Source organism: Oleiphilus sp. HI0043, from assembly GCF_001634935.1.
Map to the genome: position 1 here is coordinate 1 of NZ_LWEY01001278.1, position 6356 is coordinate 6356.

Here is a 6356-nt window from a genome sequence, read left to right on the forward strand (position 1 = left end):
CACGATTTCAGCTGGCAAGTTTAAGTCACTTTCCCAATCGCTTGGCAGGCTNNGTGAATTAAAAGGTTTTGCTCCTTTTAAAACTTGTGGGAAGGTGAAGTGATTAGGTGCGTTTAGCGCCTAGCTGATGAGTCCGGATACCAACCTGATGATCTGTTATACAGGTGTTGCGGAGGGCTTCATCAGGTAATAATGTCTTCCGATCCTATTACTTTTTCCCTTCTCGACTCCGGCTGATACTTATTTCTAGGCGGAGCAAGTTATTGAAAATTCATAGTAAGTCATTACTCTTATTAACCAAATGGGTTGTTGCAATTAGCTTATGGCTAACGATTGCATCGACTGCGAATGCACATTTTCAAATGATCTATACCCCTGACCTATTAAGAAGCAAAGGCGGCATAGTGGAATTGAGAATGCCCTTTACCCACCCAGCAGCCAATGGTTATGTGATGGCTGTTGATAAGCCGCTTGCGTTCTATCACATCAAAAAAGGCAAGAAGAAAGATCTGAGCACAAAGCTGGTAGAAAGTAACTGGGCCAGTGCCGAGAATACGGGCATTTCTTACGAGTCTTCAGTTAAGCTGAAAGGCTTAGGCGATAATATCTTTGTCTTCGAAATGGCGCCATATTTGGAGAAAAGCGAAGATGTTTTTATCCAACAGTTCGCAAAAACCATTATCAATGTAGGCAGCCTGCCAAGCGATTGGGAAAGTGACTTAAACTTGCCAGCTGAAATCGTGCCCCTTACGAAACCCTACGCGATCTATGAGGGCGGAAGCTTCACTGGCATTGTGCGAAGTCACGGAAAGCCCGTACCTTTTGCGGAAATCGAAGTTGAATACATCAACTATTTACCTGAAATGTCAAAGAATGCGTTCTCTAGTGATCCCACGATTCAAGTTCCTGCAGAAGCATTTATTACGATGACAATTTATGCCGATGCTAGCGGAACATTCACGTTTGCGATACCGAAGGCGGGTCAATGGGGTTTTGCTGCGCTGGGCGTAGGGCCACAAAAGAAATTTAAAGGTAAAGAGCTGTCTCAAGACGCTGTCATTTGGGTGCAAGCCCATGAACTTAAGTAGAGGGTGCCAACGTGCATATAGTTGATGGTGCGCTTGCGGCGCCGGTTCTAGCAGCTGGTGTTGTACTTAGTGTAGTGGGGGTGGCGATCGGGTTAAAGAAGCTCGATTACGACCACTTACCTCAAGTCGGCGTACTATCGGCTGCGTTTTTCGTTGCCTCATATATCCATCTCCCACTTGGTTTTTCTAGTGTTCATCTTATTTTAAACGGCTTGATTGGCCTGGCACTTGGCTGGGCGGCTTTTCCCGCGTTGCTTGTTGCCTTGCTGTTGCAAGCTGTTTTCTTTGGCTTTGGCGGCTTCGTTGTCCTCGGTGTCAATACATTTAATATCGCACTACCGGCTGTGCTGATGTACTACGTATGTCATAGAGGGATCTCTGCTCCGAACACAAATTTAGCTGCGATATGGGGCGCGATTGGTGGCGCCGGTGCGATTCTACTAACTACATTGTTAGTTGCGGGCTCCCTGGCATTATCTGGAGAGGCGTTTGTGCTCGCGGCTCAAGCGACCGTATTGGCGCATATACCGATTATGATCCTAGAAGGTTTTGTTACCGGCGCGGCTGTCTTGCTGATTCGACAAGTTAAACCTGAGCTCCTGCGTATATCGGAGGATTGGGATGATACGTAATCTTTGTTTGCTCTTCCTTGTTTTCGTCAGTTCGCAGAGTGTCGCGCATAACGTACTGGGCGGCGTTTATACCATTGGTGTTGATGTTGAGGGCGAAATAGGTTTTTCCAATGGAGAGATGGCACCACTAGGCTCTAAGGTAATGGTTCGTGATCTCCAGGGTCAAGAAATTGTTTTGGTCGAAACGGATGAGGAGGGCTTCTTTACATTCGAAGCGACGAAGCGGATTGATCATCATATTTACGCGAACCTAGGGGCAGGCCACGTGTTTGAAACAGTTTTAAACGCTGAAGACTTATCGGATACCTTAGGCGAGATTATGGCAGTGGAATCTGCCGACGCTCTGGAAACAAACCTTCGAGGACAGATGTTGGTGGGTAATGACTTACAAGCATTGATCGAAAAGGCTGTCGCAAAACAAATTAAGCCCTTGCGCAAAGAGTTGAATGCCTACAAAGAGAAAGCATCATTTCGGGATGCTTTGGGTGGCATTGGTTACATCTTTGGCTTATGCGGTATCGGTATTTGGCTAACGCAGCGAAATCAATCTACAAAGAATAAGGCGAGTTAAGGTGCCACAGAATCTCGAACACAGCGGCACTTCGTGGAAAGGGCAGAGGCTGAAGCATGAAGATTCGGTGATCGACTCGTTCGATCCTCGAGTCCGAATTATTTGGGTGGCTGTTTTTTCCTGCATTGTTGTGTTGTCGAAAGAACTCAATGTTGTGCTCGTCGAATTGGGTATCGCGTGTGCTCTTGTTTTCTTGGCGAAGTTAAATCTCAAGCGCACGTTTAGACGCGTCCTGGCGATGGATATGTTCATGATATTTCTGATTGTTATGCTGCCATTTACGACGCCTGTCTCTGGGGAAGATGATGTGCTTTTCGAAATATCGGAGTTGACGGCGAGTAAGAATGGATTGGTCCACGCGGTATTGATTGCCGTTAAAGCGAATACCGTTGTTCTGTCTTTACTTGCTGTTGTGGGCACCATGAATGCGACAACGTTCGGGCATGCTTTAGCACGGTTACGTATACCCGATAAGCTCGTTCATTTGCTTCTGTTTACGGTACGTTATCTCGACGTGATTGGTCAGGAATACAAACGCATGAAACGTGCGATGCAGGCGCGGGCATTTGTACTGCGAATGGATACGCACACATGGCGCTCAATTGGCTATTTAGTGGGAATGCTTTTAATCCATGCACTTGAACGTTCAGAGCGAATCATGGAGGCAATGAAGTGTCGTGGTTACAACGGCCGCTTCTATTTGTTGGATGATGATAAGTTAGTCGCACGCGATTACTGCTTGATCATCGTTTGCGTTCCGTTCTTGATTTCTCTAATTCTTATCAACCTGCTTTGAGGCTTTTATGGAAGCGCTAATTGAAACACGAGGCTTAAGCTACCGCTACCCACGAAGAGGGGAAGTATTATCTCATGTCGATTTCTCTCTCTACTCGGGTGATCGGGTTGCGCTCACGGGGCCGAATGGAGCGGGCAAAACGACGTTTCTACATTTACTGGTAGGGCTAAAAAAAGCAAAGTCGGGTGATGTATTTGCTTTTGGCAAGTTTAGAAAGCAAGAGTCTGAATTTGTTGAAGTACGCGCGAAGGCGGGCTTTCTATTTCAAGACCCCGATGATCAACTATTTTGCCCCACTGTATTAGAGGACGTGGCATTTGGCCCGCTAAATCTAGGAAAAACCAGAGAGCGGGCCTTCGAAAAGGCCAAGCAAACACTTAGGTCGCTTGGCATGGCAGGATTTGAGAAGCGAGTTGCGCATCAGCTTTCGGGGGGCGAAAAACGCTTGGTCGCATTGGCATCGGTACTGGCCATGGAGCCAGAAGTGTTGTTGTTAGATGAACCGACAAACGCGCTCGACAACGAAGCTAGACAACGCTTGCTCGACGTCTTGATGTCCTTGCCGCAAGCAATGCTTGTTATCTCACATGATGAAGAGTTTGTTTCTAAAATCGCGACGCGACATATTCGTTTAGAGTCTGCGCGAATGATTGAAATAGAAGCTTGGTCGGAAACTGAGATTGCTTAATGGCTTTTACTTCCGCCCAAGAAAACTTGAGAGACTCTTTTATGAACTATGCGCATCATTCAGATAGATTAGACATGCCTTTTAGTGCAGTGGTCGGCCAAGACTCATTCAAGCTTGCGCTTATTCTCGTGGCTATCAATCCGTCCATCGGCGGTGTCGTTATCACTGGCCCAAGAGGGTCAGCAAAATCCACCCTTGCTAGGGCTTTGGCTAGTCTATTGCCTTACGACGATGCGCGCTTAGGCAGTGACTCACCATCCTTTGTTACTTTGCCTTTAGGGACGAGTGAAGAGATGTTGGTCGGTACACTGAACTTGGAAAAAGTGCTGAGTGACAAGTCCTTAGATTTCCAACCTGGCTTACTAAGTAAAGCCAACGGCGGCGTTCTATACGTCGATGAAGTTAATCTATTGCCTGACAATCTTGTAGATCTGCTTTTGGATGTCGCCGCAAGTGGTGTCAATTACATAGAGCGCGATGGCATCAGCCATCAACACAAGGCGGAGTTTCTATTAATCGGCACGATGAATCCTGATGAAGGAGAATTGCGCCCCCAGTTACACGACCGTTTCGGTTTGGCAGTCGATTTAGCTAACCGCTACTCGGTAGAAGAGCGTGTTGCCATCGTTAAAACGCGCGAAGCATTTGATGCCGATCCAGAAGCATTTACTCTTGCCTATGAAGAAAAGCAAGAAGCACTGATCGCTAAGGTAGTTTCAGCAAGAAAGCGTTTAGAGGGTGTGGCATGCTCTGACTCCATTCGAATTGAAATTGCACAACGTTGTGAAGATGCGTTGGTAGATGGACTAAGAGCAGATATCGTTTGGTATCGAACAGCTCGCGCGCACGCCGCTTGGCAAGGTCGAAAAGAGGTCATCTTGGATGATCTTGATGCGGTTTCAGAGCTGGTTTTGCACCACCGCCGTAGGCACGACGCGCCACCACCAGCTCAAGGTGATTCCGGAAGCGGTAATCCTAACTCCGGCAACGATTCTCCAGAAACCGGATTTAAGCGACCCGATGATTCACATAGACAACCAAACCAGAATGACGCAAAGGGCGATGCCGATACCGGCGAACAAAATAGTACCGACAGTGATTGGGGGAGTATGGACCCAAAATGCATGAACGGTATTGTATCACCGGAGAATGCCATCCCCACAAAATCAAACGCGCGTGCGATAAGCCAACCCTCTGCATTGTTAGACTCGATGTTTGCCAATCAAAAAGGGCGCTCTACCATAGGCCGGCAAACATCGAACAAAGACGGGCGACTTCCTGATTGGTTCGGCACACTGCTAAGTAGTTTTGGCGAGTGGCCGCCTAATAAGCTCAAGATGCGGAAACAAAAATTGGGTCAGTCAGTCTTACATGTTGTTTTGTTTGATACCTCGGGCTCTACTTTACAAGGTGACGTTTTTGCACGTGCAAAAGGTGTTGTTGCTGCGATCGCCAATGAGGCTTACTTAAACAGAGAGCAACTTGCGGTGTTTGGTTTTGGTAACAATCAAGTACTGTCGCTCATGGCGAAAGTGAGAGCGCCCAAACAGATCGAGAACTGGTTGCAGGGGCTCCGAGCGGGCGGTGGAACACCAATCATAGAAGGCGTTAATGAAGCGGCTCGGTATTGCGAAGCGATGAGTCAGAAATTTCCAGGGCTAAACATACGGACGTATATAGTGTCTGATGGTCGGAGCCGAGAAACGCTCAGCCAAATTAGGCTACCCGGTGACTGTGTATGGGTGGATACTGAGCAAGCGACAATACCCCGTGGTCGTGGAAGAGAGTTTGCGCGCAATTTGGGCGCAATCTATATCTCCTTAAAGGATGATCTTTTAAGTAACTCAACAGGAAAAGGTAGCTTGGCATGAAGTCGCATCAAGAGCGCATGGCGCACAAAAAGGCCATTATCGATAAAAAGATTGCCAAGGCAACTGAAGAGCGTGGCGTTCTGATTTTGTTGAAAGGAAATGGCAAAGGCAAAAGTAGCTCCGCCTTTGGCACGATGGCCAGAGCCGTAGGGCATGGTCAGAAAGCCGCGGTCGTTCAGTTTATTAAGGGCCGAAAAGAAACCGGTGAATTCAAACTATTCCGCGACCATGAACGTATCGATTGGCATGTAATGGGGCATGGCTTCACCTGGGAAACCCAAGACAAAGACCAAGATATAGCTGCCGCTCAGAACGCGTGGGAGCTCGCTAAATCGCTGCTAACCGACCCCCAGTACGATATTCTGATTTTTGACGAAATGAGCTACATGTTTAAATACAAATACCTTGAATTGGAACCGGTTCTAGAAGCTCTAAAAAATAGACCTAAACATCAGCATGTCATGATTACGGGGCGAAAGATGCCCGAAGCCTTGGAAGACATCGCCGATACGATCAGCCATATTCAGGATGAGCGTCATGCCTTTCGTCTTGGTGTAAAAGCGCAAGCCGGGATCGAGTTCTAATGAGTGTTCAATCGCCTTCTAAACTCCCTACGGCTTCATGCCCAGCTATGTTCCTGTTGAGTTACTTAAAAGATCATCCTTTAAGGAGATATAGATTGCGCCCAAATTGCGCGCAAACTCTCTTCC

General features: G+C 47.4%; 7 protein-coding genes. All 7 read left to right on the forward strand.

Going from position 1 to position 6356, the window contains the following annotated elements; translation table 11 throughout:
• Positions 1-263 precede the first annotated feature (263 nt).
• The 7 genes from A3729_RS16645 to cobO are packed head-to-tail and all read left to right on the forward strand — an operon-like array spanning position 264 to position 6230.
• Entirely contained in the window at positions 264-1088 is an 825-nt protein-coding gene (locus tag A3729_RS16645) for a DUF4198 domain-containing protein (RefSeq protein ID WP_231872158.1), read from the forward strand.
• Between the two features lie 11 nt (positions 1089-1099).
• On the forward strand, positions 1100-1720 hold the full coding sequence (gene cbiM / locus A3729_RS16650; RefSeq protein WP_068510544.1) for a cobalt transporter CbiM: 621 nt from the start codon (positions 1100-1102) through the stop codon (positions 1718-1720).
• Positions 1710-2291, forward strand: a complete 582-nt coding sequence (locus tag A3729_RS16655) for a hypothetical protein (protein WP_082865028.1) — start codon at positions 1710-1712, stop codon at positions 2289-2291. The genes cbiM and A3729_RS16655 overlap by 11 nt, the downstream gene beginning before the upstream one ends.
• A 1-nt stretch (position 2292) precedes the next feature.
• On the forward strand, positions 2293-3087 hold the full coding sequence (gene cbiQ, locus A3729_RS16660; protein ID WP_068509169.1) for a cobalt ECF transporter T component CbiQ: 795 nt from the start codon (positions 2293-2295) through the stop codon (positions 3085-3087).
• A gap of 7 nt (positions 3088-3094) precedes the next feature.
• Positions 3095-3775: an energy-coupling factor ABC transporter ATP-binding protein gene (locus A3729_RS16665; protein WP_068509167.1), complete on the forward strand. Its 681-nt coding sequence runs from the start codon at positions 3095-3097 to the stop codon at positions 3773-3775.
• Positions 3775-5646, forward strand: coding sequence for an AAA family ATPase (locus A3729_RS16670; RefSeq protein WP_231872159.1), 1872 nt, complete (start codon positions 3775-3777; stop codon positions 5644-5646). The genes A3729_RS16665 and A3729_RS16670 overlap by 1 nt, the downstream gene beginning before the upstream one ends.
• A complete protein-coding gene (cobO, locus tag A3729_RS16675; RefSeq protein WP_068509165.1) occupies positions 5643-6230 on the forward strand; it encodes a cob(I)yrinic acid a,c-diamide adenosyltransferase in 588 nt (195 codons plus the stop codon). The genes A3729_RS16670 and cobO overlap by 4 nt, the downstream gene beginning before the upstream one ends.
• Positions 6231-6356 lie beyond the last annotated feature (126 nt).